The sequence below is a fragment of the Nonomuraea insulae genome, from assembly GCF_042656245.1.
In genome coordinates this window covers 157,502-182,870 of the sequence record NZ_JBHSPA010000023.1, presented here as the reverse complement: position 1 = coordinate 182,870, position 25,369 = coordinate 157,502, and the positions used below count along the sequence as shown (strand labels likewise).

At 71.6% G+C, this 25,369-nt stretch carries 25 protein-coding genes; 18 read left to right on the top strand and 7 right to left on the bottom strand.

Annotated elements, in window-relative coordinates; all coding sequences use genetic code 11:
* Nucleotides 1–34: 34 nt before the first annotated feature.
* The 4 genes from ACFPZ3_RS18495 to ACFPZ3_RS18480 all read left to right on the top strand — a co-directional run bounded on the left by ACFPZ3_RS18495 (nt 35) and on the right by ACFPZ3_RS18480 (nt 3,400).
* Entirely contained in the window at nt 35–931 is an 897-nt protein-coding gene (locus ACFPZ3_RS18495) for a carbohydrate ABC transporter permease (RefSeq protein ID WP_379515371.1), read from the top strand.
* Entirely contained in the window at nt 928–1,797 is an 870-nt protein-coding gene (locus tag ACFPZ3_RS18490; RefSeq protein WP_379515370.1) for a carbohydrate ABC transporter permease, read from the top strand. The genes ACFPZ3_RS18495 and ACFPZ3_RS18490 overlap by 4 nt, the downstream gene beginning before the upstream one ends.
* Complete coding sequence (locus tag ACFPZ3_RS18485; RefSeq protein WP_379515369.1) at nt 1,794–2,447, top strand: hypothetical protein; 654 nt, start codon at nt 1,794–1,796, stop codon at nt 2,445–2,447. The genes ACFPZ3_RS18490 and ACFPZ3_RS18485 overlap by 4 nt, the downstream gene beginning before the upstream one ends.
* Before the next feature lie 188 nt (nt 2,448–2,635).
* A complete protein-coding gene (locus tag ACFPZ3_RS18480) occupies nt 2,636–3,400 on the top strand; it encodes a hypothetical protein (protein WP_379515368.1) in 765 nt (254 codons plus the stop codon).
* A gap of 18 nt (nt 3,401–3,418) precedes the next feature.
* On the opposite strand, the gene ACFPZ3_RS18475 is transcribed toward ACFPZ3_RS18480, so the two are convergent.
* Nucleotides 3,419–4,471 carry an aldo/keto reductase gene (locus tag ACFPZ3_RS18475; RefSeq protein ID WP_379515367.1) on the bottom strand — a complete coding sequence of 351 codons (1,053 nt, stop codon included), beginning with the start codon at nt 4,469–4,471 and terminating at the stop codon, nt 3,419–3,421.
* A 104-nt stretch (nt 4,472–4,575) separates the two neighbouring features.
* Between ACFPZ3_RS18475 and ACFPZ3_RS18470 the strand changes: the two genes are divergently transcribed.
* Nucleotides 4,576–5,145: a TetR/AcrR family transcriptional regulator gene (locus ACFPZ3_RS18470; RefSeq protein ID WP_379515366.1), complete on the top strand. Its 570-nt coding sequence runs from the start codon at nt 4,576–4,578 to the stop codon at nt 5,143–5,145.
* A gap of 59 nt (nt 5,146–5,204) precedes the next feature.
* Nucleotides 5,205–5,651, top strand: a complete 447-nt coding sequence (locus tag ACFPZ3_RS18465) for a MarR family winged helix-turn-helix transcriptional regulator (protein WP_379515365.1) — start codon at nt 5,205–5,207, stop codon at nt 5,649–5,651.
* Here ACFPZ3_RS18465 and ACFPZ3_RS18460 read toward each other — a convergent pair.
* Nucleotides 5,648–5,785 (bottom strand): hypothetical protein, encoded by a 138-nt coding sequence (locus tag ACFPZ3_RS18460; protein WP_379515364.1) that lies wholly within the window; start codon nt 5,783–5,785, stop codon nt 5,648–5,650. The genes ACFPZ3_RS18465 and ACFPZ3_RS18460 overlap by 4 nt on opposite strands.
* Here ACFPZ3_RS18460 and ACFPZ3_RS18455 point away from each other — a divergent pair.
* Nucleotides 5,784–7,439 (top strand): MFS transporter, encoded by a 1,656-nt coding sequence (locus tag ACFPZ3_RS18455; RefSeq protein WP_379515363.1) that lies wholly within the window; start codon nt 5,784–5,786, stop codon nt 7,437–7,439. The two genes, ACFPZ3_RS18460 and ACFPZ3_RS18455, sit on opposite strands and share 2 nt — an antisense overlap.
* A gap of 6 nt (nt 7,440–7,445) precedes the next feature.
* On the opposite strand, the gene ACFPZ3_RS18450 is transcribed toward ACFPZ3_RS18455, so the two are convergent.
* Nucleotides 7,446–7,889: a hypothetical protein gene (locus ACFPZ3_RS18450; protein WP_379515362.1), complete on the bottom strand. Its 444-nt coding sequence runs from the start codon at nt 7,887–7,889 to the stop codon at nt 7,446–7,448.
* A 217-nt stretch (nt 7,890–8,106) separates the two neighbouring features.
* Nucleotides 8,107–8,835: an SDR family NAD(P)-dependent oxidoreductase gene (locus ACFPZ3_RS18445; protein WP_379515361.1), complete on the bottom strand. Its 729-nt coding sequence runs from the start codon at nt 8,833–8,835 to the stop codon at nt 8,107–8,109.
* A 74-nt stretch (nt 8,836–8,909) separates the two neighbouring features.
* Between ACFPZ3_RS18445 and ACFPZ3_RS18440 the strand changes: the two genes are divergently transcribed.
* Both ACFPZ3_RS18440 and ACFPZ3_RS18435 read left to right on the top strand, forming a co-directional pair.
* Nucleotides 8,910–9,719: a helix-turn-helix transcriptional regulator gene (locus tag ACFPZ3_RS18440; RefSeq protein WP_379515360.1), complete on the top strand. Its 810-nt coding sequence runs from the start codon at nt 8,910–8,912 to the stop codon at nt 9,717–9,719.
* 46 nt (nt 9,720–9,765) lie between these two features.
* Nucleotides 9,766–10,641: a dioxygenase family protein gene (locus ACFPZ3_RS18435; protein WP_379515359.1), complete on the top strand. Its 876-nt coding sequence runs from the start codon at nt 9,766–9,768 to the stop codon at nt 10,639–10,641.
* A 12-nt stretch (nt 10,642–10,653) separates the two neighbouring features.
* On the opposite strand, the gene ACFPZ3_RS18430 is transcribed toward ACFPZ3_RS18435, so the two are convergent.
* Nucleotides 10,654–11,397, bottom strand: a complete 744-nt coding sequence (locus ACFPZ3_RS18430) for an IclR family transcriptional regulator (protein WP_379515358.1) — start codon at nt 11,395–11,397, stop codon at nt 10,654–10,656.
* 75 nt (nt 11,398–11,472) lie between these two features.
* Here ACFPZ3_RS18430 and ACFPZ3_RS18425 point away from each other — a divergent pair, with 75 nt between their 5' ends.
* The 4 genes from ACFPZ3_RS18425 to ACFPZ3_RS18410 all read left to right on the top strand — a co-directional run bounded on the left by ACFPZ3_RS18425 (nt 11,473) and on the right by ACFPZ3_RS18410 (nt 15,245).
* The gene (locus ACFPZ3_RS18425) at nt 11,473–12,576 is read left to right on the top strand and encodes a cupin domain-containing protein (RefSeq protein ID WP_379515357.1); all 1,104 of its coding nucleotides are present in this window, start codon (nt 11,473–11,475) and stop codon (nt 12,574–12,576) included.
* Nucleotides 12,573–13,388 carry a fumarylacetoacetate hydrolase family protein gene (locus ACFPZ3_RS18420; protein WP_379515356.1) on the top strand — a complete coding sequence of 272 codons (816 nt, stop codon included), beginning with the start codon at nt 12,573–12,575 and terminating at the stop codon, nt 13,386–13,388. Before ACFPZ3_RS18425 ends, ACFPZ3_RS18420 begins: the two co-directional genes overlap by 4 nt.
* A gap of 88 nt (nt 13,389–13,476) precedes the next feature.
* Nucleotides 13,477–14,064, top strand: coding sequence for a maleylpyruvate isomerase family mycothiol-dependent enzyme (locus tag ACFPZ3_RS18415; RefSeq protein ID WP_379515355.1), 588 nt, complete (start codon nt 13,477–13,479; stop codon nt 14,062–14,064).
* 23 nt (nt 14,065–14,087) lie between these two features.
* The gene (locus tag ACFPZ3_RS18410; RefSeq protein WP_379515354.1) at nt 14,088–15,245 is read left to right on the top strand and encodes an FAD-dependent oxidoreductase; all 1,158 of its coding nucleotides are present in this window, start codon (nt 14,088–14,090) and stop codon (nt 15,243–15,245) included.
* 49 nt (nt 15,246–15,294) lie between these two features.
* Here ACFPZ3_RS18410 and ACFPZ3_RS18405 read toward each other — a convergent pair whose 3' ends face one another.
* On the bottom strand, nt 15,295–16,374 hold the full coding sequence (locus ACFPZ3_RS18405; RefSeq protein ID WP_379515353.1) for a LacI family DNA-binding transcriptional regulator: 1,080 nt from the start codon (nt 16,372–16,374) through the stop codon (nt 15,295–15,297).
* Between the two features lie 263 nt (nt 16,375–16,637).
* Between ACFPZ3_RS18405 and ACFPZ3_RS18400 the strand changes: the two genes are divergently transcribed.
* The 4 genes from ACFPZ3_RS18400 to ACFPZ3_RS18385 all read left to right on the top strand — a co-directional run bounded on the left by ACFPZ3_RS18400 (nt 16,638) and on the right by ACFPZ3_RS18385 (nt 24,189).
* A complete protein-coding gene (locus ACFPZ3_RS18400; protein WP_379515352.1) occupies nt 16,638–19,349 on the top strand; it encodes an exo-rhamnogalacturonan lyase family protein in 2,712 nt (903 codons plus the stop codon).
* Between the two features lie 24 nt (nt 19,350–19,373).
* Nucleotides 19,374–21,191 (top strand): rhamnogalacturonan lyase family protein, encoded by a 1,818-nt coding sequence (locus ACFPZ3_RS18395; RefSeq protein ID WP_379515351.1) that lies wholly within the window; start codon nt 19,374–19,376, stop codon nt 21,189–21,191.
* Nucleotides 21,192–21,221: 30 nt separating this feature from the next.
* Nucleotides 21,222–23,057, top strand: coding sequence for a DUF2264 domain-containing protein (locus ACFPZ3_RS18390; protein ID WP_379515350.1), 1,836 nt, complete (start codon nt 21,222–21,224; stop codon nt 23,055–23,057).
* 118 nt (nt 23,058–23,175) lie between these two features.
* Nucleotides 23,176–24,189, top strand: coding sequence for a hydroxyacid dehydrogenase (locus ACFPZ3_RS18385; RefSeq protein ID WP_379515349.1), 1,014 nt, complete (start codon nt 23,176–23,178; stop codon nt 24,187–24,189).
* Between the two features lie 68 nt (nt 24,190–24,257).
* Here ACFPZ3_RS18385 and ACFPZ3_RS18380 read toward each other — a convergent pair whose 3' ends face one another.
* Nucleotides 24,258–24,629, bottom strand: coding sequence for a DUF4267 domain-containing protein (locus ACFPZ3_RS18380; RefSeq protein ID WP_379515348.1), 372 nt, complete (start codon nt 24,627–24,629; stop codon nt 24,258–24,260).
* A 92-nt stretch (nt 24,630–24,721) separates the two neighbouring features.
* Between ACFPZ3_RS18380 and ACFPZ3_RS18375 the strand changes: the two genes are divergently transcribed.
* A complete protein-coding gene (locus ACFPZ3_RS18375; protein WP_379515347.1) occupies nt 24,722–25,294 on the top strand; it encodes a TetR/AcrR family transcriptional regulator in 573 nt (190 codons plus the stop codon).
* The last annotated feature ends 75 nt before the right edge of the window (nt 25,295–25,369 follow it).

The window sequence follows — 25,369 nt, the reverse complement described above, 5'->3', positions numbered from 1 at the left end:
CGGAGACACCATGACTCAGGCTATGACGCCACCGATGCCGGCCACCCCGCCCCGCCGCCGACGCGCCTGGCGCGGCATCCTCGTCGGGTGGAGCTTCATCCTCCCGAACTTCGTCGGATTCGCCCTGTTCACCCTCGTGCCGATGCTGGCGGCGTTCGCCCTGGCGTTCCTGGAGTGGGACTCCTACAGCACGCCGGAATGGGTCGGCCTGGACAACTTCGTGCGGCTGCTCGACGACGAGAACTTCCACGTCGCGCTCCAAAACACGCTGTTCTACGCGGTCGGCCACATCCCGCTGACGCTCGTCGCCGCGCTCACCCTGGCGATCGTGCTCAACAGGAAGATCCGCGGCGTGCAGTTCTTCCGCACGGCGGCGTTCTTCCCGTACATCACCTCACTGGTGGCCGTCGCGGTCGTGTGGAACATGTTGTTCAACCCGACCGCGGGACCCATCAACCAGGTCCTGGAGGCGCTCGGCGTCGCGGACCCGCCGCGGTGGGTGGCGAGCACCGACTGGGCGATGCCCGCGGTGATCATCACCAGCGTGTGGCGGGACATGGGCTACTACATGGTGCTCTACCTGGCGGGCCTGCAGACGATCCCCCGCGAGTACTACGAGGCGGCGACCGTGGACGGGGCCGGGGCCTGGCAGCGGTTCTGGAGCATCACGCTGCCGTGCCTGCGGCCCACCACGTTCTTCGTCGTGGTCATGCTGACGATCCAGAGCTTCAAGGTGCTGGACCTGATCGTGGTCATGACCGACGGCGGCCCGGGGCGCAGCACGCTGGTGCTCGCCCAGCTCGTCTACCGCGAGGGCATCAAGGAGGGGCAGTTCGGCTACTCCTCGGCGATCGCCCTGGTGTTGTTCCTCATCGTGCTCACGGTGACCGTCGTCCAGTTCCGTCTCAACGAGCGCAGGAGCGCCTCATGACCGCACCGCCCGACGCCGTCGTCCGCCCGCGCGCCGGGGCCGCGCCGCGCCGGTGGCTCCGCGCCGTGGTGGCGTACGCGGGGCTGATCGTGGTGACGGTGCTGGTGCTGGTGCCGTTCGCGTGGATGGTGTCCTCGTCGCTGAAACAGAACAACCAGGTCTTCACGGTGCCGATCCAGTGGATCCCGGAGGAGTTGCGCTGGTCCAACTTCGTGGAGATCTGGGACCGCATCCCGCTGCTGACCTACCTGGGCAACTCCGCGTTCCTGTCCACCGCGATCACCCTGCTGCAGGTGCTGACCGGCAGCTTCGCCGCGTACGGGTTCTCCAAGGTGCGCTTTCCCGGCAGGGACGCGTTGTTCCTGGGCTACATCGCGACCATCGCGGTGCCGTGGCAGGCGTACATGGTGCCGCAGTACATCATGATGCAGCGGGCGGAGCTGACGGACACGTACTGGTCGATCATCCTGCTCCAGGCGTTCGGCGCGTTCGGTGTGTTCCTCATGCGGCAGTACTACATGTCGATCCCCGACGACCTGTGCGAGGCCGCGCGGATCGACGGGCTCAGCGAGTACGGCATCTACTGGCGCATCGTGCTGCCGCTGTCCAAACCGGCGCTGGCCAGCCTGGCCCTGCTCACGTTCGTCAACACCTGGAACGACTACATGGGGCCGTTCATCTACCTGACGAGCAACGAGTTGTGGACCGTCCAGCTCGGCCTGCGCTCGTTCGTCGGCCAGTACGACGCGGAGTACGCCATGATCATGACGGGCGCGGTGTTGTCGGTGCTGCCGATCCTGGTCATGTTCCTGTTCGGGCAGCGATACTTCATCCGCGGCATCGCGACGAGCGGACTCAAGGGATGAACATCCTCAAGCCGGCGAGCCAGGGGACCTACGAGAGGGTGTTCGACACCGTCTACGTCGGCCTCATGACGAACGTGCTGCTCGCCGTCGCCTGCTCGCCGCTGCTGGCGGCACTGGCGATCGTGCGGGACCCGTCGGCCTCGTGGCCGTTCTTCGCCGTGTTGTCCCTGGTGTGCGGGCCGGCGCTGGCGGGCGCGTTCGGCTGCTTCGAGGCGCTGGGGAACGGCTCCACGCAGGTGCTGCGCGCGTTCTGGGGCGCCTACCGGCGCGGGGCCGGGCGCGCCCTGACGGTCTGGGCGGCGGGCGCCGTCGCCGTGAGCGTGCTGGTGCTGGACGCGGTGGTCGTCTCGCGTACGGCGTGGGGCCCGGCGCTGGTCCCGTTCTTCTGCACGGCGGTGGCGCTGGTCGTCTCGGTGGCCTTCGCCCTGCTGGCGGCACCTCCCGGCACCCGGCTGCTGCCCTGCCTCTTCCTGGTGGCCCGCCGCTGGTACCTGTCCGCGGCCATCCTCGTCGTGCTCGCCCTGGCCGTGGGGGTGGTCCTGGTCAAGCCGGTGGTCGGCCTGCTCGTCCTGGCCGCGCCCCTGCTCTACGCCTGCTGGGCCACCACCCGGTTCGTCACCGGCGGCTCCACCGCCGGTCGGGATGGTTAGCGCCACACGTGTGGCAGCAACTTTCTCGGGATTTGTCATGATCATTCAGCTATCATGACGCTCCAGAGTGAAAGTGGTCATTCGGAGAGGCTGCTGCGCATGGGCTTTCTGGGCGGAGTGCCGGACAACATGGAAGCGGCCGCCGGCGGCCGGCCACGGTTCGCCCGGTCCCTCGCACACCCTGCGAGATGACCGTGGAATCCTTACTCGAACGCGCGCGGACCGCGTACGTGCCCGTGATCGCCCTGACCGACGAAGAGCTCACCGTGCTCGACGGTCCTGAGACCGACCAGATCGCCCCCCGCCCCTGGTACGACTCCCAGGACCCGGCCGCCAGGGACACCGCCTGCATGGTTGCCCTGCGCAGCCTGGTCGCGCGCGGCATCGCCCGTCCCGAGCCGACCGGCCACGACGACGACGACCTCGCGCTGCTCCTGTCCGACGACCTGCAGGACCTGCTCGCCGCCCGTCGTACGCCGCGGCACATCGTGATGGCGGAGCGGGTCCTGGCCGAGAGCAGGCAGGCCCGCGTCTTCTACATCGGCCCCGGGCCGGTGGCGGTGGAGGAGAACGTCAACGAGAGCGGGCTGCACGGCCTGGCCGTCGGGCCGATCGAGCGGCTGGCGGACCGGTTCGCGGAGTTCTGCGACCCCGACGGCGGCGCCGGGAAGCGGCAGGAGAGCGGGCTGCGGCGGGTTCCGCTCACCGACATCGCGCGCGGCGTCGGCCAGGACATCTTCGCCGAGGCCCTGGCCATCACCCAGATCAGCCACCATCGCCTCAGCTCGTCGGACGAGATCGAGGAGAGGCGGTGGACGATCTACGCCCCCCGGGGGCGGGTGGTGCTGGCCGTGCCCGAGACGGACGGCGATGACGGCGTGCTCGCCCTGACCGACCTGGGGCCCAGGGAACTCCGCGAGCACCTTCTCGACCTGCTCCGCCCTCCGGTGTGACACCTGGTTCTCGCCCGGTCAGATCACCGGGACGGGGTGGCGGGCCAGGGTGCGAGCCTCGCCGCCGAGTATCACGGGGAGCGTCGCCGCGACGGTCTCGTGCGGGGTGCCGAGGGGGACCGCGCTGACGCGCTCCAGACGCCGATAGTGCTCCTCGGTGAGGGCGAGTTCGCGGGCGTCGAGGTATTCGCGGAGCTGGGCCAGGGTACGCGGGCCGATGACGGGGATTAGGGCGGTCGCAGAACGGGCGGCGTGGGCGCGCAACCAGGCGACGGAGACCTGGGTGGGGGTGGCCCCGGTCTCGCCGGCGATGGCGAGCACGGTGTCCATGATCGCGGTCGTGCGGTCGTCGTCCTCGGTACGCACTCCGGCGCCCAGCCTGCTCAGACGCCCCTCGTCACTGTGGCGGTACTTGCCGGTCAGCAGGCCACCGGCCAGCGGGGCGTACAGGGCGGCGCCGAGGCCGAACGCCTCCGCCATGGGCAGCAGTTCGCGGTCGGCGGTGCGCTCGGCGAGGCTGTACTCGACCTGGATGCCGATGATCGGCGCCCGGTCACGCAGGTCGGCGAGGGTGGCGGCGGTGGCCACCCGCCAGGCGGGGAAGTTGGACAGTCCGCCGTGCAGGATCTTCCCCGAGCGGACCAGGTCGTCGAAGGCGGCGACGATCTCGTCCACGGGGGTGACGGTGTCGGGCAGGTGGGCCCAGTAGAGGTCCACGTAGTCGGTGCCGAGGCGCTTCAGGCTCGCCTCCAGTGAGCTGATCATCGTCTTGCGGCTGTTGCCGGTCCCGCTGGTCCCCGTACGCGTCACGCCGCGGGTGTATTTCGTGGCCAGGACGAAGTGGTCGCGCTTCCCGGCCAGCAGTTCGCCCAGCGCGCTCTCCGCCTCGCCGCCCTGGTAGGCGTCCGCGCTGTCCAGGAAGGTGCCGCCGGCCTCGGCGAAGGTGTCGAAGATCGCCCTGAACTGCTCGCGGGCCGCGCCGCTCGCGCGGGTGGTGGCGAAGTTCGAGGTGCCGAGCGCGTACTCGGAGACCCGCAGGCCGGTACGCCGGCCGAACGTCGTGTGCTGCATCAGGTCCGCCTTCACGGGTGTCGGGGAGAAACCGGAATCACATTCCGGCATCATAGCGGAATCATATTCCGATATCGTGGGTCCGACGGACAGAGGGGGGCACGATGGCGGAGAGCGAGCGGCCGTTGCGGGCGCACGCGCAGCGCAGCCGCGCGGCCCTCCTGGCGGCGGCGCTGAAGGCGTTCGAGGCCGGTGAGGTGGGCATCCGCATCGAGGAGATCGCCGGCCGGGCCGGGGTCGGCGTGGGCACGTTCTACCGCCATTTCGCCACCCGCGAGGCGCTCGTCGAGGCCGTCTACCGCCGGCGGGTGGAGGATCTGTGCGCCACCGCGCCGCGCCTGCTGTCCGCCCACGCGCCCTATGACGCGCTCGGCGCGTTCCTCGGGCAGTTGATCGCCCATGCGGCGGCCAGTGCGGGCATGGCCAGTGTGCTGGAGAGCCTGACGACCACCCGATCCGAGATCTTCGCCCAGGCCCGCGCGGCCATGATGGACGCGGTCGCCACGATCATGGCGGCCGGGGCCGAGGCGGGGGACATCCGGGCGGACGTCGCACCAGAGACGGTCTTCCGTGCCATGGGCGGCGTCTGCACCTCGCACGACCAGCCCGACTGGGAGGCGGGAGCGCACGCGGTGGTCCGTCTCGTCCTCGACGGGCTCCGTCCCGCCCGGTGACTCCCTGTAGGATGCGTCTTCTTCGTGGGCCGACGTGCGGAGAGGAAACGAGACCGGTCATGGACGAGTCCACGCACCTGATCGAGTACGAAACGATGCTGCTCGGGCGCCTGCGCGACACGACCGGCGCCCGGGGGGAGCGACGGCTGGACCGCAGCGCCTACATCCTGCTCAGTCGCCTGCGGTTGGACGGCCCGATGTCGATCGGGCAGCTCAGCGAGGCGTTCAGGCTCGATCCCTCCACACTCAACCGGCAGACCTCCGCCATGATGCGCGCCGGGCTGCTCGAGCGCATCCCCGACCCCGACGGCGGGATCGCGAGGAAGTTCCGCGTGACGGCGGAGGGTGAGCGGCGGCTGGAGAGCGAGCGGGAGCGGAACCTGCACGGCCTGGAGAAGGTGCTGGCCGGCTGGACGCCCGAGGAGACGGCCGTCTTCGCGGCGTACCTGAGGCGGTTCAACTCCGACATCGAGCGGCTCGAAGGGCGGCCCTGGCCCCGTCCCTAGGAAAGGGCTTCGACGGCGGCGTTGAAGCGTCGGAGGCAGGCGGCGAACGCGGCGGAGTCCTCCTCGCTCCAGTCCGTCATGACGCGCTCAAGACCGCGGATGTTGCGTTCGCGTTCGTCGTGGAGGCGGCTCATGCAGACCTTGGTGGTGCCGCTGGTCGGCGAACTGCCCCGGCTGCTCGATGCCAGCGCGGCCAACACCTCCTGGGTGATCACCGCGACGCTCCTGGTAGGCGCGGTCGCCACCCCGGTGATCGGCAAACTCGGCGACATGTACGGCAAGCGCCGCATGATGCTCGTCTGCTCGGTGCCGCTCATCGGGGGCTCGGTGGTGTGCTCGCTGATCCCGATGATCGCCGGCCGTGGCCTGCAAGGACTGGGCGTGGGCATGATCCCCCTCGGCGTGAGCGCGCTGCGCGACCTGCTGCCGCCCCAGCGCGTCGGCCCCGCGATCGCGCTGATGAGCTCCTCCATGGGCATCGGCGGCGCGCTCGGGTTGCCGATCTCGGCGGCGGTCGCCGAGTACGCGGACTGGCGGATGCTCTTCTGGGGCTCGGCCGCGCTGAGCGTGCTGGTCGCCGTGCTGATCTGGACGCTGGTCCCCGCCACGCCAGGGAACGCCAGGGGCCGGTTGGACTTCCTCGGGGCGATCGGCCTGGGCGCGGCGCTGGTGTGCCTGCTTCTGGGCGTGTCCAAGGGCGCCGACTGGGGCTGGGGCAGCGGCACCACGCTCGGCCTGCTCGGCGCCGCCGTCGTGGTTCTGCTCCTGTGGGCCCTGTACGAACTCCGCGTCCGCGACCCCCTCGTGGACCTCCGCGTCACCGCCCGCCCCCAGGTCCTCTTCACCAACCTGGCCTCGATCCTCGTCGGCTTCTCCATGTACGCCCAGTCCCTGGTCGTCATGCAGATCCTGCAACTGCCCGCGGCCACCGGGTACGGCCTGGGCCAGTCGATGCTGGCCGCCGGGTTGTGGCTGGCTCCCTCCGGGCTGATGATGATGGCCGTCTCCTCGCTCGGCGCCCGGCTGTCGGCCGCCCGCGGGCCCAAGACCAGCCTGTTCCTCGGGGCGTTGATCATCGCCATCGGGTACGGGGCCTCGCTGGGGCTCATGGACTGGGCCTGGGGCCTGATGATCGCCAGTTGCATCGGCAACATCGGGGTCGGACTGGCCTACGGGGCGATGCCCGCGCTGATCATGGGCGCGGTGCCCCAGAGCGAGACGGCCTCCGCGAACAGCTTCAACACCTTGATGCGCTCCATCGGCACCTCCACCTCGGCCGCCGTCGTCGGTGTCGTGCTGGCGCAGATGACCGTGTCGATGGGCGGTCGCGCCCTGCCGTCGGAGTCCGGGTTCCGTACGGCGCTGGTGATCGGCTGCGGTGTCGCGCTGGTGGCCGCGCTGGTGACCCTGATCCTCCCCAAGCCCCAGCGCGCCCCGGAACCCGCCGCGGTCCGGCCCGCCCCCGAACCGATCGCGCAACGTCCTCCCGAGCCCGCCTTCCCCGAGCCTGTCCCGCAGATGGCACCCGAGCGCGCCGCCGAGTACCTGCCCTCCGAGGCGACCCAGCCGTTCGCACGGGCGACCCGGGCGATGGCGATCGGGTACGAGCGGCTCGGCCCCTGGGAGAACGCCTTCCGTGCGAACGCCCCGGAGCCTGCAAAGGGCCTCACCGATCAGGAACGGGCCGAGTTGTCGTCGCTGCGCGCGGAGAACGCCGAACTGCGCAGGGAACTGGACGTCCTCATGCAGAGCGTGTCCATCTGGGTCAAGAGCCTGGCCGAGCGATGAGCCGCCTCAGAAGTACTGCCGGATGCGGAACTCGCGTACCAGCAGCGGAGCCCACCTGCGGCTGAGCACCTTGACCTTCCTGAACCCGCTCGCCTTGTCGATCGTCACCTTGACGCACTTCATGTGCACCTCGTGGTCCCCGGGCGGCGCGTAGCGGGAGATGATCACCCCTCGCCTGCCGAAACCCCGGTCGGACAGACCCACCCCCACCTCACGGTAGAGGCGCCAGGAGCCCTTCAGGGTGAACGCGGTGGAGCCGACGATCGCGTGGTTGGCCTCGACGGGGCAGTGGAGGAGCACCCGGATGACGTCGTTCTGATGGGGCGCCTCCGGCGTGACCCAGAAGGACGTGAGCTTCCTCCACGGCGGCGAGGTGTCCGCCCGCGCCACCCCGGCCCCTGCGGTGGTCGCCAGGACGGCCACCGCCGCGATTCCCGTGATGGACCGCATAAGTCCCCTTCGCACACCGTGACCGGACAGTCTCCCATTGTGAGGAATCCGCGCCGACCGGGAACGGTGCCACGCCGCAGACGGCCCCTATGGCCGCTCCAGCGAGGACCGTACGGCCTCCTCCGACCGGCCGAGGCGTTCTCCTTCCGGGGGTCGGCACCGATGCTCTCCCGATCCCCGCCCGTCCGGCATCGGCGCGATCACCGGTCGCCGGCGGCTACCACGGCACGTCCGTTCCGTCCCAGGAGAAGAAGCGGCCGGTGGGACCGTCGTCCGGGAGGAAGGCCAGCCGGACCGCGCCCCGCGCCGCCTCGGCCGGGTCGCCGTCGCTGGTGGCGGCCCGCTCGTTGAGGCCGGTCCTGCGCAGCCCGGGAGCCAGGGCGTTCACCTTGAACCCGTCGGCCGCCAGCGTCTGGGCGTAGTAGAGCGTCACGGCGTTGAGCGCCGCCTTGGACGAGCGGTAGGCGGCGCCCGAGCCCCCCGCGAGGGCGAACTCACGCTCCGGGTCGGAGCTCCAGGTCAACGACGCGGTGCCGCTGGAGACGTTCACGATCCTGGGCCTGAGGGAGCGGCGCAGCGCCGGCAGGAACGCGTTGGTGACCGCCAGGACCCCGAAGACGTTCGTCTCGTACGTACGCCGGAAGCTCTCCACGCCGGCCTCGGCCGGATTGGCGCCGTCCACCATGATCCCGGCGTTGTTGACCAGGATGTCCAGGCTGCCGACCTGCCGCGCGGCCTCGGCGATGCTCCGCTCGTCGGTGACGTCGAGGACCAGCGGCCGGCCGCCGAGCTCCGCGGCGGCCGCCTCTCCCCGACCGGCGTCGCGCGAGCCGACGTACACGGTCAGTCCGGCGTCGGCGAGTTGCCGCGCTATCTCCTTGCCAATGCCCTTGTTGGCGCCCGTGACCAGGGCGATGGAATCCTTCGGTGTCGCGAAGTCGTTCATAGCGATGACGATTCCGCGGCGGCACGCCCGTAGCCAGGGACAGCCGATCCCTGTCAGCGGAGAAGGAGGCACGCGTGGCGAGGCAGGAACTGGCCCGTTACCTGCGCGAACGACGGGAGGGCCTGCGCCCAGGCGACGTCGGGCTGCCTGCCGACCGGCGCCGCCGCACCCCCGGCCTGCGCAGGGAGGAGGTGGCCGACCTGGCCCACATGTCCGTCGACTACTACGCCCGCCTCGAACAGGCGCGCGGCCCGCGCCCGTCGCCGCGCATCCTCGACGCCCTCACCGGCGCGCTCCGGCTCACCCTGGTCGAGCGCACCCACCTGTTCCAGCTCGCCGGCGCCGACCCGACCCCGCCGCCGGGCCCCGTACGCCGGGTCCGTCCCCACGTGGCCGAACTGCTGCACCGCATCCCCGACACGGCCGCCATCGTCACCGACGCCGGCTACGACGTCATCGCCTGGAACCCGCTCGCCGACGCCCTCCTCGGCCGGGACCTCAGAGCCGAGCCGAACCTGGCCCGCCGCCGCTTCCTGGGCTCCTACCGCCTGTACGAGGGGCCGAGCGCCGAGGAGTTCGGGCGCATCGTGGTCTCCCGCCTGCGCCGCGCCGCCGAACGCTACCCCCGTGACGAGGCCGTCGCCGGACTGCTGGCCGAACTGCGGGCCGGGAGCGAGGAGTTCGCCCGGATCTGGGAGACGAACCCGGTGCACGCGCCTGGGCACCGTAAGAAGGTGCTCCAGCATCCGGAGGCGGGCCCGCTCCGCGTCAACTGCGACGTCCTCATCGTCCCCGACGACGACCAGCAGGTCGTCTTCCTCACCGCCGACGCCGGCACCCCGGCCGCCCGCGCCCTGCGCCACCTCGGCCGCACACCCCACTGAACCACGGGAGGAGGCGCGCTTCCCCGATCCGGTGAAAGATCTGGATATGACAGAGCATCTGTTCACAGAAGAGCGCTCGGCCGAGATCGTGGCCGCCAGCTTCGCCAGGACCGAGGACTCCCGCCTGCGTACCGTGCTGGACTCGCTGGTACGGCACCTGCACGCCTTCGTGAAGGACGTCGCGCTCACCCCCGAGGAGTGGCAGGCGGCCATCGCCTTCCTGACCACCACCGGCCAGACGTGCACCGACACGCGGCAGGAGTTCATCCTGCTGTCCGACGTGCTCGGCGTGTCGATGCTGGTCGAGACCCTGAACCACCGGGCCGGCGGCGAGCTGACGGAGTCCACCGTGGAGGGCCCCTTCCACGTGATCGCCTCGCCGCCGCGAGCTCTCGGCGACACCATCGACGAGGCGGGCAAGGGCGAGCCGTGCCTGTTCACGGGCCGGGTCGTCGGCGAGGACGGCACGCCCGTCGCGGGGGCGTCCGTGGACATCTGGCAGGCCGACGCGGACGGGTTCTACGACGTGCAGCGACCCGGCGAGGTGCCGCCGCTCAACCTGCGCGGGCTGTTCACGGCCGACGCCGACGGCCGGTTCTGGTTCCGTACGATCGTGCCGCGCTACTACCCGATCCCCGACGACGGTCCGGTCGGGCGGCTGCTCAAGGCGACGGGCCGCCATCCCAACCGCCCGGCGCACATCCACGTCGAGGTCTCGGCGCCGGGGCTGCGCACGCTCACGACCCACCTGTTCGTGGCGGGCACCCCCTACCTGGACTCGGACGCGGTATTCGGCGTCAAGTCCAGCCTCATCCGCGAGTTCGCCGTCGTGGACGATCCCGCCCGCGCGGCCGAGGCAGGCCTGGCGAACCCGTTCCGCTGGGTCGACTTCCCCATCACGCTGCGAGCCGCTGCCCCATGAGCCCCCGGCCTGCTAGGCCGGATGTTCCAGAGCCGCCTGGATCCGCGTCACGGCCGCCGAGATCGCGCTCACCCAGGCCGGCACCATGTCCCGGTCGAACCGCGCGGTGGGCATGGCGAGGGACACCGCGGCCAGCGGTGAGCCGTCCGCGCGCCGGACCGCCACGCCGATGGCCGTCAGGCCGGTCTCGGTGAGCTGGTCGTTGACGGCGAAGCCCCGCTTGCGGACCAGCGCCAGTTCGCGGCGCAGCCGGGGAAGGTCGATGCCGGCGTCCCCGTCGTACAAGGCCGTGACGTCAGACGGCGGCAGCGCGGCCAGGATCGCCTTGCCGCCCGACGCCTGGTGCGCCGGTAACGAGCAGCCCACCCGGTCGCCGACGCGCAGGATCTGCGGGGACTCGGCCGTGGCGACGAACCGCACCTCGGCCCCGGCCGGCACCACGAGGTTGGCCGACTCGCGCGTCCGCTCCACCAGCGTGCGCAGCTCCGGCAGGCCGACCTCGCGCAGCAGCGCCACGGGCGCCCCGGTCGTCTCGGCCGGCCGCAGCACCTTGCCCGGCCGGTAGCGCCGGTCGGCGCCCTGCTCGGCGAAGTCCCGGTAGACCAGCATCGCCAGCAGCCGGTGCGCCGTCGAGACCGCCACGCCCAGCCGCTCGGCCGCGTCGGTCACCCGCAGCGGGCCCTCCTGCTGCAACAGCGCGGCGAGCTGCAGCGCGTGGTCCACGGACGACAGCGCGTACGGGGGCTTATTCCTCATCGCAGAAAGAGCTTATCTGAGCTGCGGAAAACCAGACATGCTGGAGGCCTGGCCGACATCACGAAAGGTCCTGCCATGACCTCAACACCGGTAGCCGTCGTCGCGAGCGACGCCGAGGACCAGCCCGAGCGCACGCCGGAGCTGGAGGCGCTCTACCGCGGCTTCGAGCGCGAGATGCTGATCCCGCTGTGGACGGAGATCGGCGATCTCATGCCGCTCGCGCCGCGCTCCAGAGCGGTGCCGCACCTGTGGCGGTGGACGAACCTGCTGCCGATGGCGGAGCGGGCGGGGGAGCTGGTCCCGGTCGGGCGCGGCGGTGAGCGTCGGGCGATCGCGCTGGCCAACCCCGGGCTGGCCGGCCGGCCGTTCGCGACGCCGACGTTGTGGGCCGCGATCCAGTACCTCAACCCGGGCGAGGACGCCCCCGTGCACCGCCACACCCAGAACGCCTTCCGCTTCGTCGTCGAGGGCGAGGGCGTGTGGACGGTCGTGGACGGCGACCCGGTCGCGATGCGCCGCGGCGACTTCCTGCCGCAGGCGGGCTGGCACTGGCACGGCCACCACAACGTCACCGACCGGCCCATGGCCTGGATCGACGGCCTGGACATCCCGTTCCAGCACTACGCGGACTCGACGTTCTTCGAGTTCGGGCCCGACGAGGTGGAGACCCGCGAGGCGCCCGACCGATCGCGCTCCGAGCGCCTGTGGGGGCACCCGGGGCTGCGGCCCCTGACCCACCTCCAGCCGACGCCGGCGACGCCGCTGCTGGCCTACCGCTGGGAGCACACCGACCGGGCGCTGAGCGAGCAGCTCGCCCTGGAGGCCGAGGGCTACCGCGCCACGGTCGAGCCCGGCCACGCCGCCGTCCGCTACGTCAACCCCACCACCGGCGACGACGTCATGCCGACCCTGCGCTCCGAGTTCCACCGGCTCGCGCCCGGCACCGCCACCGAGCCCGTACGGGAGGTCGGCTCGTCGGTCTTCCAGGTCTTCGACGGCGCCGGCGAGGTCACGGTCGCCGAGCACACGTGGAAGGCGGAGCGGGGCGACCTGTTCGTGGTGCCGTCGTGGCAGCCGCTGCGCGTGGCCACCGACGGTGGGCTGGACCTGTTCCGGTTCAGCGACACACCGATCTTCGAGAAGTTGCACCAGCATCGCGTCAAGGGGGACCACCAGTGAGGCTCGCGACCGTCCGCACCGCAGAGGGCACCCGCGCCGCCCTGCTCACCGACGACGGCTACCTCGACCTCGGCTGCCCCGACGTCGGCACGTTCCTTGCGCGTACGGGCCTGGCCGGTGCCGCCGCGGGGGAGCGGCTCGACGTGACCGGCCTGGCGCCCGTCGTGCCGCGGCCGGGCAAGGTGGTGTGCGTCGGGCTCAACTACCGCAACCACATTCTGGAGATGGGCCGCGACCTGCCCGAATACCCGACGTTGTTCGCCAAGTACGCCGACGCCCTCATCGGCCCCGGCGACGACATCCAGCTCGCGCCCGAGTCGTCGGCCGTGGACTGGGAGGCCGAACTGGCGGTCGTGATCGGCGCCACGGTCCGCCGGGCCTCGGCGGAGGAGGCGGCGGCGGCCATCGCCGGGTTCACCGTCATGAACGACGTCACCATGCGAGACTGGCAGTACCGCACCGGACAATGGCTCCAGGGCAAGACCTTCGAGGGCACCACGCCGCTGGGCCCCGTCCTGGTCACCCCCGACGAACTGCCCGGCGGGGTCGCCCCGGTCCTGCCGATCTCCTGCCGCGTGGACGGCGAGGTGGTGCAGCGGGCCGACACGGGCGACCTGGTGTTCGGCCCGGTGGACCTCGTCCGGTACGTCTCCACGATCATGACCCTGCGGCCCGGCGACGTCATCGCGACCGGCACGCCCGGCGGCGTCGGCCACGCCCGCAAGCCACCCCGCTACCTGGCCGAGGGCGTCACCCTGGTGACGGAGATCGAGGGCATCGGCCGCCTGGAGAACACGGCGAGGAAATCGTGAACGCGGTGAAGGCGCGCTCCTGGCCCGGCTTGGAGGACGCGGTGAAGGCGCGCTCCTGGCCCGGCTCGTCGAGCGCGGTGAGGAAGCCGTGAACGCGCGTCCCTGGCTCGACCTGGGCACCGAGTTGTTCCTCGGCACCGTCGATCGCCTCACCGACGAGGAACTCGCCGCGCCGACCGCGCTGCCCGGCTGGACCCGCGGGCACGTCATCGGGCACGTCCACGGCAACGCCGAGGCGCTGCGCCGCCTGCTGAGCTGGGCCGCCACCGGGGTGGAGCAGCGCATGTACGCCGACGCCCGGCAGCGCGCCGACGAGATCGAGGCCGTCGCGGCGCTGCCCGCGGCGACCCTGCGCGCCCTGGCCGCCCGCTCGGCGCGGGAACTGGCGCAGGACATGGACCGGCTGCCCGCGCCGGCCTGGGACCAGGCCGTGGTGACCGCCCAAGGGCGTACCGTGCCCGCCCGCGAGATCGTCTGGATGCGGGCCAGGGAGGTCGCCGTCCACACCGTCGACCTGGCCCACGGCGTGGGCTTCGCCGACCTGCCCGACGACTTCAACGCCGCCCTCGCCGCCGACGCGCTGGCCCGGCACGCCGCCAAGGGAGCGGCCGCCGGCCTGGCCGGCTGGCTGACCGGCCGCAGCCCCAGGCCGCCCGAGCTGGGGCCCTGGTTGTGAACCCTCGATCAAGGATGACGACGATGAATGCTCCCGTGGACGTGGTGGTCGTCGGAGGCGGCATCGGCGGCCTGGCCAACGCCTACGCCCTGGCCACCGCCGGGCACTCCGTACGAGTGCTGGAACGCGCGCCCGAGTTCGCCGAGGTCGGCGCCGGCCTGCAGATGGCGCCCAACGCGACCCGCGTGCTCAAGGATTGGGGCCTGCTGGAGGACGTCCTCGCCGCCGGCGTCACCCCACGGCGGCTGTTGTTCAAGGACGCGCTCGACGGCGGCGACCTGACCCACCTCGACCTCGACGACGGTTTCGTCGAGCGCTACGGCGCCCCGTACGTGGTCATCCACCGCAGCGACCTGCTCGACATCCTCGCCCGCGCCTGCGAGCGCGCCGGGGTCGACCTCGTGGCCGACTGCGCCGTCCACGACGCCGTCACCGAGGCGGACCGGGCCGTCGTCCACAGCGCACGCGGCGAGCACGCGGTGCGGCTCGTGGTCGTCGCCGACGGCCTGCGCTCGCGGCTGCGCGCCAAGTTCAGCGACGACGAGCCCATCTGCTCCGGGTACGTCGCCTACCGCGGCGCCTTCCCCATCGCCCGCCTCGGCCGCGACCTCGGCCCCGAGACCACCCAGAACGTGGTCGTGCACGTCGGCCCCGGCCGCCACCTGGTGCAGTATCCGCTGCGCCGCGGGGAGATACTCAACACCGTCGCCGTCTTCCGCTCGCCGTCGTACGAGGCGGGCGCGGAGGACTGGGGCGGCCCCGAGGAACTCGACGCGGCCTTCGCGTCGAGCTGCCCCGACGTCCGCGAGGGCCTGGCATCGTTGTGGCGGGACCGGCGCTGGCCCATGTACGACCGGCGGCCGATCGCCCGCTGGACCGACGGCCGCCTCGTCCTGACCGGCGACGCCGCCCATCCCATGCTGCAGTACCTGGCCCAGGGGGCGTGCCAGGCGATCGAGGACGCGCGCTGCCTGGCCGCCGAACTGTCCGATCCGGACTGGGCGGACGCACTCAAGCGGTACGAGGCGGAGCGCACCGCCCGCACCGCCCGGGTGCAGGACACCGCCCGGTTGTGGGGCGACATGTGGCACGTGGACGGCGTCGGCCGCCTCATGCGAAACGAGCTGTTCCGCCGCCGCGACGCCCGCGACTACACCTACGTGGACTGGCTCTACGCCTGAGACCACCCTCCGACTCTGGTATGGGCCCAGCGATGTCCCGAGCGGCCGGTTACCGGCTCGGGCCCCGTAGGGGGCGGACCGAGTCGCGGACGATGATGTGGGTGCCGAGCATGACGTGCGCGTTCATGCCCGACCTGTCCTGCCGCCGTTCGAGCGCGAGCCGCACAGCCGTACGCCCCAGCTCCTCGTGCGGCACGTGCACGGTGGTGAGGTCGATGTCGGCGGCCGTGGGCAGGTCGTCGAAGCCGGCCATGGACACCTCGTCGGGCACGCGCAGGCCGTGTTCGCGCAGGGCCTGGCGGGCGCCGGCGGCGAGCAGGTCGTTGCCGGCGAAGACGGCGGTGAAGTCGCGGGCCCCGGCGGCGAGGCGTTCGCGGATCATGCGGTAGCCCTCGTGACGCTCCATCGTGCCTTCGAGCTCCAGATCCGGGTCATGGGGCACCCGGTGGTCGGCCAGGGCGGCGCGGTAGCCGGCGATGCGGGCGTCAGGCGTGGTGTAGCCGTCGCGGCGGCCGAGGAAGAGGATGCGCCGGTGGCCGGCCGAGAGCAGGTGGCTGGTGATGGCGTACGCGCCGCCGGTGTTGTCGTACTCGACGACGAGGGCGGGCACGTCGGGGCCGAGCGCGGGCCGCCCGCAGAGGACGAGCTGGGAGCCGGCCGCCGCCAGGGCGCGGGCGTATTCGCCCATGCGCTCCCTGTACGCCTCGTCCGCCACGACGTTGCCGACGAGGATCACGCATTCGGCGTGCTCCTGCCGCATGAGCTGGACGGTGGCGAGCTCGCGCTCGGGGTCGCCGCCGGTGGTGCCGATGATGCAGAGCTTGCCTTCGAGCGCGGCCTGCGTCTGCACGCCCTGCGCGACGTGCGCGTAGTGGGGCGAGATGACGGAGTTGACGATGATGGCCACGCTGCGGCTGCTGGCGCCGGCCAGGCCGCGGGCGTTGGCGTTGGCCACGTAGTCCAGCTCGCGGACCGCCTTCATGACCTTGCCGCGGGTGGCGGGCGCGCTGGGGTAGGTGCCGGACAGGATCCGGGAGACCGTGGCCACGGACACGCCCGCGTGCGCCGCCACGTCGCGGATCGTCGTCGGCCGTCGCCCCTCGTCGTCGGACGCCGCTCGCCGGACCATCCCACCTCCACCGGGCAGTGAAACTTGCTGGTAAACCGCTTACGCGTGATGGTTCCGCCTGGTTGTCGCGGTGTCAAATCACCGCCACGACGCCCCGCGGTGAGGTGGCACCTTGTGAAAGCGGACATGACCAGTTCAAACGTATCCAACGCCAAAAGGGGCCTCTTGACAGGTCTAACTGGCCGTGCTGCGATCAGCGCTTAGTAAACGGTTAAACAACGGACCGTTTCATCGGTGTTACGCCTAGCCCGAGTGGAGCCCCCATGGCGATGATGTCCCGACGAAACCTGCTCCTGAGCGCGGCGGCGGTCGGCGCCGCCGGACAGCTCGGTCTGAACGCGGGACCCGCGCGGGGGGCCGCGACGACCGGTCCGCCGGCCGACGGCGTGCGGCTCAAGTGGCTGGAGGGCGGCGCGCCCAAGCAGCTCGCCGCCGGGTCCACCTGGGGTGTGCCGTGGCCGATGGGCGCCGTTCAGAAGGATCAGGCGTTCGCGTTGAAGACCGCCGCCGGGCAGCAGGTGCCGGTGCAGACGTGGGCGACGGCGTACTGGCCCGACGGGTCGCTGAAGTGGACCGCGCACGCCATCGGCGCCGAGGTCGCCCCGGCTGAGCAGTACGTGCTCACCGCCGGCGCCTCCGCCGCGTCGGCGACGGCCGTGACGGTGAAGGACGGTCGTGAGGACGTCGAGGTGAACACCGGCGTGATCACCTGCCGGATCCCGAAAAAGGGCGACAAGCTGGTACGTTCCCTGCTGCGCGGCGACAAGGAGATCGCCCGCGACGGCGAGCTGGTCTGCCTGCGCCAGGACGAGCCGGACGACGACGAGGGCCGGGCGGGAAAGACGGAGAAGTTCGCCGGCCGGACGGAGAAGGTGACGGTCGAGCAGTCCGGCCCCGTCCGCGCGGTGATCAGGATCGAGGGCAGGCACCGGCACGGCAACCGCTCCTGGCTGCCGTTCACCGTGCGCCTGTACTTCTACGCGGGCAGCGACAGCGTCCGCGCCGTCCACAGCTTCGTGTACGACGGCAACGAGAAGAAGGACTTCATCCGCGGCCTGGGCATCCGGTTCGAGGTGCCGATGCGCGGCGAGCTGTACAACCGGCACGTCCGCTTCGCGGGCCCGGATGACGGCGTGCTGGCCGAGGCCGTTCGAGGCATCACCGGCCTGCGCCGCGACCCGGGCGAGGCCGTCCGCAAGGCGCAGGTCGCCGGCCAGGCCACCCCGGCGGTCGAGACCTGGGACACCAGGGTCAGCTCCCGCCTGCACCTCATCCCGGCCTTCGGCGACTACTCGCTGCGCCAGCTCAGCGCGGACGGCTTCCAGATTCACAAGCGCACCAAGGCGGGCAACTCCTGGATCCGGGTGGACGCCGGATCGAGGGCGGGCGGCCTGGGATACGTCGGCGGCCCCGAGGGCGGGTTCGCGTTCGGCATGCGTAACTTCTGGCAGTTGCACCCGACCCAGCTCGACATCAGGGGCGCGGCCGGCGACAGGGCCGAGGTGACGTTGTGGTTGTGGTCGCCGGAGGCGGGGGCGATGGACCTGCGCTTCTACCACGACGGCCTGGGCCAGGACACCTACGCGGAGCAGCTCGAAGGTCTGGAGATCACCTACGAGGACTACGAGCCCGGCTTCGGCACCCCGTACGGCATCGCCAGGACGACGGAGCTGATGTTCTGGGCCCTGGAGGCCACCCCGGCGGCTGAGAGGATCGCGGAGCTGACGGACGTCGTGCGCACGCCGCCGCAGGTCGTCGCGCCGCCCGCGCACCTGCACGGAGCGGGGGTGTTCGGCGACTGGTCGCCGGTGGACCGCTCGACCCCGGCCAGGAAGCTGATCGAGGACCGCCTGGACCTGATGTTCAAGTACCACAGCGAGCAGCCCGAGCAGCGCTCCTGGTACGGCTTCTGGGACTACGGCGACGTCATGCACAGCTACGACGGCGACCGGCACGTCTGGCGCTACGACGTCGGCGGCTACGCCTGGGACAACTCGGAGCTCTCCACCGACCTGTGGCTCTGGTACCACTACCTGCGCACCGGCACGTCGCAGGCGTTCCGCTTCGCCGAGTCCATGACCCGCCACACGGGCGAGGTCGACGTCTACCACCTCGGCAAGTGGAGGGACCTGGGCACCCGGCACGGCGTCATGCACTGGGCCGACAGCGCCAAGCAGACCCGCATCAGCAACGCCGGCTACCGCCGCTTCTACTACTTCCTCACCGCCGACGAGCGGGTCGGCGATCTGCTGCGCGACCTCGTGGACTCCGACAGGACGTTCCTGGTCCTCGACCCCGTCCGCAAGATCCGCACCGAGCCGTACGAGCCGGACCCGCACGCCCTCGGCGTCGGCACCGGCACCGACTGGGGCGCCCTGGCGCTGGCCTGGCTGACCGAGTGGGAGCGCGGCGGCGACCCGATCGCCAAGGAGAAGCTGCTCAACGGCATGCGCACGATCGCGGCGATGCCGAACGGCTTCGTCCGTGGCGGCGGCTGGTACGACATCGACGACGGCACGTTCAAGCCGAACGAGACCGCGGTCAGCGTGGGCTCGCTCGGCGCGGTGTTCGGGCTGGTCGAGCTGTGCAGCGAGGTGATCCGCCTCACGGGTGACGAGGCGTTCACGAAGGCGTGGCTGCAGTACTGCCGCCTCTACAACGGCACCGCCGCCGAGCAGCAGGCCGAGACCGGGCAGTCGTTCGGCAGCCAGAACCTCAGGCAGGCCCACTCCCGGCTCACCGCCTACGCCGCCGCCAAGCTCGGGGACGCCGCCCTGGCCGCGCGGGCGTGGAAGGAGTTCGACACCGGCCACGCCGGCTACCCCAAGGCACACCCCTTCGAGTCCGTACGGATCGAGGGCTCGAAGGTCCTCAAGCCGATCGACGAGGCCCAGTTCAGCACCAACGCCTCCGCGCAGTACGGCCTGGCCGCCATCCAGTGCCTCGCCCTCATCGGCGACGAACTCCCCGCGTAACCCCCCCACGCAAAGGAGAACACCATGTACGCCCTGCGCAAAACCGCGGTCGTCGCCGCGGCGCTGCTGGCGGCCGGTACGGCGCTGGTAGCCGGGCCGGCCTTACCGAGCACCGCCGCGGCCGCCCGCCCGATGGAGAACCTCGGGCGCGGCGTCGTGGCCGTGCGCGCCAGCGGCACCAGCGTCCTGATCACCTGGCGGCTGCTGGGGCTCGACCCCGACGGCATCGGCTTCAACCTCTACCGCTCCACGGCCGGCGGCGCGGCCGTCAAGATCAACACCGACCTGCTGACCGGCGGCACGAACTTCGTGGACTCCACGGCCGATCTCACGCGGCGCAACAGCTACTACGTCCGCCCGGTGATCGACGGCGTCTGGCAGCCGGCGAGCGAATCCTTCCTGCTGAGCGCGGGCCACGCCGTCGAGCCGGTGGTCCGCGTCCCGCTGCGCGCGGGCGGCGCGGTGAAGTTCACCTGGGTCGGAGACCTGGACGGCGACGGCGCCTACGACTACGTCATCGACCGGCAGACCTCGCCGCAGACGATCGAGGCGTACAAGAGCGACGGCACGTTCCTGTGGTCGGTGAACATGGGTCCTAACAGCACCGACCAGGACAACATCGAAGGCGGTTCGGCCACCGTCGACGTCGGCCACAATGACGGGGTCACCGTCGGCGACCTCGACGGCGACGGCCGCGCCGAGGTCGCCGTGCGCGTCGCCAACGGCGTCACCTTCGGCGACGGCTCCAGGCACACCGAGAGCGACAACACCCGCCAGTCCATCGCCATCCTCGACGGCCGCACCGGCGCGCCCAGGGCCAAGGCGCCGGTTCCCGCGGACTACCTGGCCGACGGCCCCCTGTACGCCCGCTTCGGCATCGGCTCCCTCGACGGCACGAGCAACAGCCTGGTCGCGTACATGAAGAACCGGATCGGCAACGGCGGCTTCAACCTCATGTACACCGCCTGGAAGTTCAACGGCGGCACGCTGACCCGGCAGTGGAAGTTCCTGCGCGGCAACCAGGATCTTCCCGACGGGCACAACACCCGCATCGTGGACGTGGACGGCGACGGCAAGGACGAGGTCGCCGAGATCGGCTTCGTCCTCAACGGCGACGGAACCCTGCGCTACAGCCTGGCCGACGAGGGCATCATCCACGGCGACCGCTTCCACATCGCCAAGATGGACCCGGGCAAGGCCGGCCTGCAGGGCTACGGCGTGCAGCAGGACAACCCCAGCGGCCTGCGCGAGTACTACTACAACGCCGCCAACGGCACCATGATCTGGCAGCACGCCGAGGCAGGGGTCGGCGACGTCGGCCGGGGCATGGCGGGCGACGTCGACCCGCGTTTCCCCGGCATGGAGGTCTGGTCGTTCTCCGGCCTCTACAACGCCCGCACCAACCAGCTCACCGAACCCGACACGTCACTGCGCCCGTGGCCGCAACTGGGCCTGTGGTGGGACGGCGACCTGAGCATGGAGCTGCTCAACGCCGGCAAGATCGAGAAGTGGGACCCGGCCAACCCCAAGCCGACCAGCAGCCTGCCGCGACTGCTGGCCACCTGGAACTACGGCGCGGTCACCGCCGCCCAGAGCGGGCCGACCCTCGTCGGCGACATCCTCGGCGACTGGCGCGAGGAGGCCGTCTACACCAACGCGAGTTACAACGAGCTGATCATCTTCACCACGAACCAGCCCACCACGACCAGGTTGTACACCCTCGCCCACAACCCCGCCTACCGCAACGGCATGACGCTCAAGGGCTACATGCAGTCGCACCACGTGGACTACTTCCTCGGCTCCGGCATGACGAAGCCTCCGAGGCCGAACATCAGCTACTGATGTTAAACCGCTTACACTAGGATCCTCCCCATGCCTTTGAGCCTCCCCCCACCCGACGATCGACTGTCCGGCCACACCGGCTGGACCCGGGCGCACTGGGAGGCCATGGCCGATCACCTGCTGGCCTCCGTGGTGCCGTACGCGACGGACGGGTTCGCCCAGTACCGCCTCCCGGGCCGGGCCGGCAGGTCAGGGCCGGTGAGCGACGGGCTGGAGGGGTTCGCGCGCACGTTCCTGCTGGCCGCGTTCAGGATCGCCGGGGCCGGCGGGAACGTGCCGCCCGAGCTGCTGGAGCGGTACGCGGGCGGCCTGACCGCGGGGACCGACCCCGCGCACCCGTACGCGTGGCCGGCCCTGACCGACATGTCGCAACAACTCGTCGAGGCCGCCTCGATCGCGCTGGCCCTGCACGAGACCCGCCCGTGGTTGTTCGACCGGCTGTCACCGGGGGAGCGGGACAGGGTGGTGGCGTGGCTGGCCGGGTTCGTCGGGCGGCGCACGCCGGACAACAACTGGGTGTTGTTCCGGGTGATCGTCGAGCAGTTCCTGGCCGAGGCCGGCGGGCCGTACGAACCGGGCGAGATCACCGGCGGGCTGGAGCGCATCGAGGAGTGGTACGCCGGCGACGGCTGGTACTCCGACGGCAAGGGCAAGAACTTCGACTACTACTGCGGCTGGGCGCTGCACCTCTACCCGTCCCTGTGGGCGCGGATGGCCGGCGACACCGGCCGGCAGGAGCTGTACGCGGCCCGGCTGCACCGCTTCCTCCAGCAGTACCAGCACTTCTTCGCCGCCGACGGCGGCCCCGTTCACCAGGGGCGGTCGCTGACCTACCGGTTCGCGACGGTGGCGCCGCTGTGGCTGGGCGCGCTGACCGGCGCCTCGCCGCTGCCGCCCGGCCGCACCCGGCGCATCGCCAGCGGCGCGCTGCGCCATTTCGCCGAGCGCGGCGCCCCGGACGAGCGCGGCCTGCTCACCCTCGGCTGGTACGACGCCTACCTGCCCATCGCGCAGGACTACTCGGGCCCGGCCTCCCCTTACTGGGCCAGCAAGGCGTTCCTCGGCCTGCTGCTGCCCCCCGAACATCCGGTCTGGACCGACCCCGAGCAGCCCGCGCCCATCGACCTGGCCGACCAGGTGATCGCCATGCGCGCGCCCGGCTGGTTGCTGCACGCCACGCGGGCGGACGGCGTCGTACGGCTGGTCAACCACGGCAGCGACCGCGACCGCGTGCAACACCCGGACGGCACCCCCGACCCGAACTACCTCAAACTCGCCTACACCAGCCACACGGGACCCGAGACCCAGGGCGTGGACAACCATCTGGCCGTCATCGCGCCCGACGGCACCGCCTCGCTCAGGCGGCGCATCGAACCCCTGGCCGTGTCCGACCGCTTCGCCGCCTCCGCCTACCAGGACGGCCGCGTCCGCGTCGTGACGGCCTCGGTCGTCGAGGGCGCGGCGGAGATCAGGATCCACCAGGTCACCGCCCCCGCCGGCCACCAGGTCAGGGACGGCGGTCACCCCCTGGCCGCGGCGGTCCCGCTCGACCTGGGCGAGGGGGAGGTCCGGCGCTCTGACGGGCTGAGCAGCGGCGTGCGCGCCCTGCACGGCTACACGGGCACGGGCCTGGTGACGGCGCGGGAGGCCAACGCCTTTGGCCCGCACTCCGCCACCCCGTACGCCCTCGGCACCCACCCCGGCGGCACCGCCGTCTACGTCAGCCTCGTGTGGCTGGCGGGGAACCAGGAGCCCCCCGCGCCGGACGTGCGCGTCGAGGGCGACGACCTGGTCGTGCTGACCCTGCCGGGCGGACAGACGGCGACGGTCCGCCTGGCGGAGGCGCCCACCTGCGAACGGAGCTGATCACTGGGCGGCGGCGTACTCCTTGGCCAGTTCCCCGGCCACCTGGTCGCCGCCGGCCTTCCACGTAGGCCCGTTTGTGGAAGCGTTTACACGTCGTTCTCTGATAGGAGCTCACTCCGTGCCACGGCGACCCGTCGCGGTCTTCGCCATCGCCCCCTGGGCGTTCGGCGGTGTCTTCCCCGTCGATCTGCTCACCCGGTTGCGGCAACTGGTGGACATCGACCCGGCGACGACCTTCACCTCGTTCGACGGGCCGGCCGCCGCCGCGGCGCTGGCGGAGGCGGAGATCCTGCTCTCCGGGTGGGGCTGCCCGCGCATCGACGCGGGCGTGCTGGCCGCCGCGCCGCGGCTGCGCGCCCTCGTGCACGCCGCCGGCACCGTCAAGGCCAGGCTCGACCCCGTCGTGTTCGATCGCGGGCTCGTCGTGTCCTCGGCCGCCGAGGCGAACGCCGTCCCGGTGGCCGACTACACGATCGCCATGCTCGTCCTGGGCGCCAAGCAGGTGTTCGGCCGCGCCGCCCGCTACGCCGCCGCCGTCGAGGGCACGCCCCGGGACTGGTTGTCCGGCGAGGGCACCGGGCTGCACCACTGCACGGTCGGCGTGATCGGCGCCTCCCGGGTGGGCCGCCTCGTGCTGCGCCGGCTGCGGGGATTCGACGTCGAGGTGCTGCTCCACGATCCGTACGTGAGCGCCGCCGAGGCCGCGCACCTGGGCGCCGAACTGGTGGGCATGGACGACCTCTGCCGCCGCGGCGACCTCGTCACCGTGCACGCGCCCGCCCTGCCCGAGACCCGTCACATGCTCGACGCTCGCAGGCTCGACCTTCTGCCCGAGGGCGCGGTCGTGATCAACACCGCCCGCGGCTCGCTGATCGACACCGAGGCGCTGACCCGCTCGTGCGCCTCCGGCCGCATCTCCGCCGTGCTCGACGTCACCGACCCCGAGCCGCTGCCGCCGGGGCACCCGCTCCTCGCGCTGCCGAACGTCCTGGTCACGCCGCACCTGGCCGGAGCGCAGGGCAGGGAGTTGCGCCGGCTGGGGGAGTTCGCGGTCGCCGAGGTGGGCCGGTTCCTCAGCGGGGCGCCGCTGGTCGGACGGGTGGAGCCGGAGCAACTCCCGTACATCGCCTGAGCCGTCGCGCTCTTGTCACGGGACGGAGCGCTCCTGTGCCGATCCCGGGGGGCGGGGCGCGTGGTCGTCTAGACGGCGAAGAGCAGGGCGGCGCTGATCAGGACGACTACGGCGGTCGCGAAGTGGATGCCGAACGCGACCGCCTTCGTCCCTCCGTGGCGCAGCACGATGAGGGTGTCGCCGAGCGGCACCAGGGCGACGACCAGCATGAGCCAGGCCGCCGCGTGCGCGCCGGCGAAGGCCAGCAGGGCCAGGCCGGCCAGGCCGTAGGTGCCGTCGCGCAAACCCTTGATCGTCAGGTACGCGGGGTCGCCGTCCTGCCTGGCCGGGACGCCGTAGCCGGTGGCGGCGACACGCGGGGCGAGCAGGAATCTGGCCCCGATGAAGGCGACGAAGAGGTCGAGGACGATGGCGAGGCCGTAGGCGATGGTGGGGAACATGTCCGTCTCCGTGAGGTGCTAGCAGTGCTAGGAACAGAGGCGACGCTATCACGGTCATCGACAATAACGCTAGCGATGCTAGAATCAGGAGCATGTCGATCCAGACGCGCCGGGAGCGCGAGCGGGCGGAGCGGGAGAAGCTGATCATCACGGCGGCCCGTGAGCTGGCCGAGACCGAGGGCTGGGAGGCGGTGACGACGCGGCGGCTGGCCGAGCGGGTCGAATACAGCCAGCCGGTGCTCTACAGCCACTTCAAGGGCAAGGACGCGATCATGGCGGCGGTGGCGGTGGAGGGCTTCGCCGAGATGGCCGAGGAGATACGCGCGGCCAGGACCGCCGCGCCGGACGCCGCCGGTGCCCTGGCAGGGGTGGGGGAGGCCTACACGTCGTTCGCCGAGCGCCGCCCGGCCCTCTACGACGCCATGTTCCGCCGGCACGTCGATCTGCCGTTCGCCACCGCCGAGGCGCCCCCCGCCTTGCGGGCGGCCTTCGAGGAACTGTCCGAGGCCGTGCGCCCGCACGCGGACGGCGACGACCTGGGCCTGCTCACCGAGACGCTCTGGGCGGCCCTGCACGGGCTGGCCACACTCACCCTCGGCGGCCGGATCCCCCGTGAGCAGCACCCGCGACGGCTCGCCCTGCTGCTGGCCAGGTTCACGAAGTAGCGGTTCCCATCGATTCGCCGATGGGTGCCATCGTTGTCGCTATTGGTTCCTGGGGCGTCCGGCGGCGTAGCTTCG

What these genes read in the sequence shown, in the direction of transcription:
- ACFPZ3_RS18495 (WP_379515371.1), top strand. Translation starts at nt 35, where the DNA reads ATGCCGGCCACCCCGCCCCGCCGCCGACGCGCCTGGCGCGGCATCCTC.
- ACFPZ3_RS18490 (WP_379515370.1), top strand. Translation starts at nt 928, where the DNA reads ATGACCGCACCGCCCGACGCCGTCGTCCGCCCGCGCGCCGGGGCCGCG.
- ACFPZ3_RS18485 (WP_379515369.1), top strand. Translation starts at nt 1,794, where the DNA reads ATGAACATCCTCAAGCCGGCGAGCCAGGGGACCTACGAGAGGGTGTTC.
- ACFPZ3_RS18480 (WP_379515368.1), top strand. Translation starts at nt 2,636, where the DNA reads ATGACCGTGGAATCCTTACTCGAACGCGCGCGGACCGCGTACGTGCCC.
- ACFPZ3_RS18475 (WP_379515367.1), bottom strand. Translation starts at nt 4,471, where the DNA reads ATGCAGCACACGACGTTCGGCCGGCGTACCGGCCTGCGGGTCTCCGAG.
- ACFPZ3_RS18470 (WP_379515366.1), top strand. Translation starts at nt 4,576, where the DNA reads ATGGCGGAGAGCGAGCGGCCGTTGCGGGCGCACGCGCAGCGCAGCCGC.
- ACFPZ3_RS18465 (WP_379515365.1), top strand. Translation starts at nt 5,205, where the DNA reads ATGGACGAGTCCACGCACCTGATCGAGTACGAAACGATGCTGCTCGGG.
- ACFPZ3_RS18455 (WP_379515363.1), top strand. Translation starts at nt 5,784, where the DNA reads ATGCAGACCTTGGTGGTGCCGCTGGTCGGCGAACTGCCCCGGCTGCTC.
- ACFPZ3_RS18460 (WP_379515364.1), bottom strand. Translation starts at nt 5,785, where the DNA reads ATGAGCCGCCTCCACGACGAACGCGAACGCAACATCCGCGGTCTTGAG.
- ACFPZ3_RS18450 (WP_379515362.1), bottom strand. Translation starts at nt 7,889, where the DNA reads ATGCGGTCCATCACGGGAATCGCGGCGGTGGCCGTCCTGGCGACCACC.
- ACFPZ3_RS18445 (WP_379515361.1), bottom strand. Translation starts at nt 8,835, where the DNA reads ATGAACGACTTCGCGACACCGAAGGATTCCATCGCCCTGGTCACGGGC.
- ACFPZ3_RS18435 (WP_379515359.1), top strand. Translation starts at nt 9,766, where the DNA reads ATGACAGAGCATCTGTTCACAGAAGAGCGCTCGGCCGAGATCGTGGCC.
- ACFPZ3_RS18430 (WP_379515358.1), bottom strand. Translation starts at nt 11,397, where the DNA reads ATGAGGAATAAGCCCCCGTACGCGCTGTCGTCCGTGGACCACGCGCTG.
- ACFPZ3_RS18425 (WP_379515357.1), top strand. Translation starts at nt 11,473, where the DNA reads ATGACCTCAACACCGGTAGCCGTCGTCGCGAGCGACGCCGAGGACCAG.
- ACFPZ3_RS18410 (WP_379515354.1), top strand. Translation starts at nt 14,088, where the DNA reads ATGAATGCTCCCGTGGACGTGGTGGTCGTCGGAGGCGGCATCGGCGGC.
- ACFPZ3_RS18405 (WP_379515353.1), bottom strand. Translation starts at nt 16,374, where the DNA reads ATGGTCCGGCGAGCGGCGTCCGACGACGAGGGGCGACGGCCGACGACG.
- ACFPZ3_RS18400 (WP_379515352.1), top strand. Translation starts at nt 16,638, where the DNA reads ATGGCGATGATGTCCCGACGAAACCTGCTCCTGAGCGCGGCGGCGGTC.
- ACFPZ3_RS18395 (WP_379515351.1), top strand. Translation starts at nt 19,374, where the DNA reads ATGTACGCCCTGCGCAAAACCGCGGTCGTCGCCGCGGCGCTGCTGGCG.
- ACFPZ3_RS18390 (WP_379515350.1), top strand. Translation starts at nt 21,222, where the DNA reads ATGCCTTTGAGCCTCCCCCCACCCGACGATCGACTGTCCGGCCACACC.
- ACFPZ3_RS18380 (WP_379515348.1), bottom strand. Translation starts at nt 24,629, where the DNA reads ATGTTCCCCACCATCGCCTACGGCCTCGCCATCGTCCTCGACCTCTTC.
- ACFPZ3_RS18375 (WP_379515347.1), top strand. Translation starts at nt 24,722, where the DNA reads ATGTCGATCCAGACGCGCCGGGAGCGCGAGCGGGCGGAGCGGGAGAAG.